The 1,387-nt window shown below is 71.5% G+C and carries 1 protein-coding gene and 1 tRNA gene; both read left to right on the top strand.

Translation table 11 applies throughout. The features are described 5' to 3' along the window. Positions 1-206 precede the first annotated feature (206 nt). Complete coding sequence (locus ACWCSD_RS52630; protein ID WP_449927480.1) at positions 207-1,130, top strand: nucleoside hydrolase; 924 nt, start codon at positions 207-209, stop codon at positions 1,128-1,130. Between the two features lie 41 nt (positions 1,131-1,171). Further along, positions 1,172-1,248 (top strand) — tRNA-Lys (locus ACWCSD_RS52635). Positions 1,249-1,387: the final 139 nt, after the last annotated feature.

The following is a 1,387-nucleotide window of genomic DNA, read 5'->3' on the forward strand; positions in this document are numbered from 1 at the left end:
ACAACAGACCTTCACCGATGCGGACGCGGAGGGGGACCGCGGTCCGCGAGTGCGGGACCGCCGACGTTTTTGGGGGAAGACGTCGGCCTGGACCGCCACCGATCGGGGCCGGGCAGATTTGGGGGAACTGCCCGGCCCCGATCCATGCCCGCAGCCGGCACAGGCGCTGCCTCATCTGCCATCGGCCATGCGTATTGTCCTGTGGTGTGAAGAAAGTTCTCATCGACTGCGACCCCGGCATCGACGACGCCCTCGCCCTGGCCCTCGCCGCCGGCTCCCCCGACCTCGACGTCGTGGGCGTCACCACCGTGGGCGGCAACGTCGACCTGGAGCTGACCACCGCGAACGTGCTGGCGCTCCGGGAGTTCCTCGACCTCGGCGACGTGCCGGTCACGCCCGGCAGCGCGGGCGCCCTGCTGCACCGCACGGTCCGCGCCGGGCACGTCCACGGCGACACCGGGCTCGGCGACGTCGTCCTGCCCGCCCCCGTGCGTCCCCTGTCGGAGGGGCACGCGGTGGACTTCATCGTGGACGCCCTGCGTGCCGCGCCGGGCGAGATCACGCTGGTCGCGGTGGGCCCGCTGACCAACATCGCCCTCGCCGTACGCCGCGAGCCCCGCGTCGTGGAGTGGGCCCGGGAGCTGGTGATCATGGGCGGCTCGTACACCCGGGGGAACCACAACCCGGCGGCCGAGTTCAACATGCTGGCCGACCCCGAGGCCGCGGCGATCGTCTTCGAGGCCGGCTGGCAGGTCCGCCAGCTCGGCCTCGACGTGACCCTGTCCGCCCTGGTCACCGCGGACGTGCTCGACCGCATGCGGCCGCTCGGCCGGCTGTCGGAGCTGCTGGTGCCCGCCGCGCAGTTCTACGGCGTGGTGACGGCCGAGGGCGGCCCGGCCATCCACGACGCCTGCGCGGTCGCGTACGTGCTGGACCCGTCGCTGTTCACCTGCGTGCCGGCCGTGGTGAACGTGGAGACCGCCGGGACGTACACGCGAGGGATGACCGTCACCGACTTCGACCTGCGCGGACGGCCGGCGAACGCGCTGGTGGCGACGTCCGTGGACGTGAAGGGGTTCTGGGACCTGGTGCTGGGGGCGTACGGGCGGCTGGGGGAGCGGCTCGGCTGATGTGCGGGCACCGTCCGGCGGCTGATACAGTTAACCCTGTTGCGCCGCTAGCTCAGTTGGTTAGAGCAGCTGACTCTTAATCAGCGGGTCCGGGGTTCGAGTCCCTGGCGGCGCACCACACCGAAACCGCCTGGTTCACCAGGCGGTTTCGCTGCTTTCCTGGCCCCTTCGCTCTCCGCGGCTTGCGACAATCGGTCGGTGGACGAGACGTTTCCCGAATGGCTGGCGGGGCTGGGGCGCGAGCGGCTGACCGAGCT

It is taken from the genome of Nonomuraea sp. NPDC001684 (assembly GCF_053596515.1).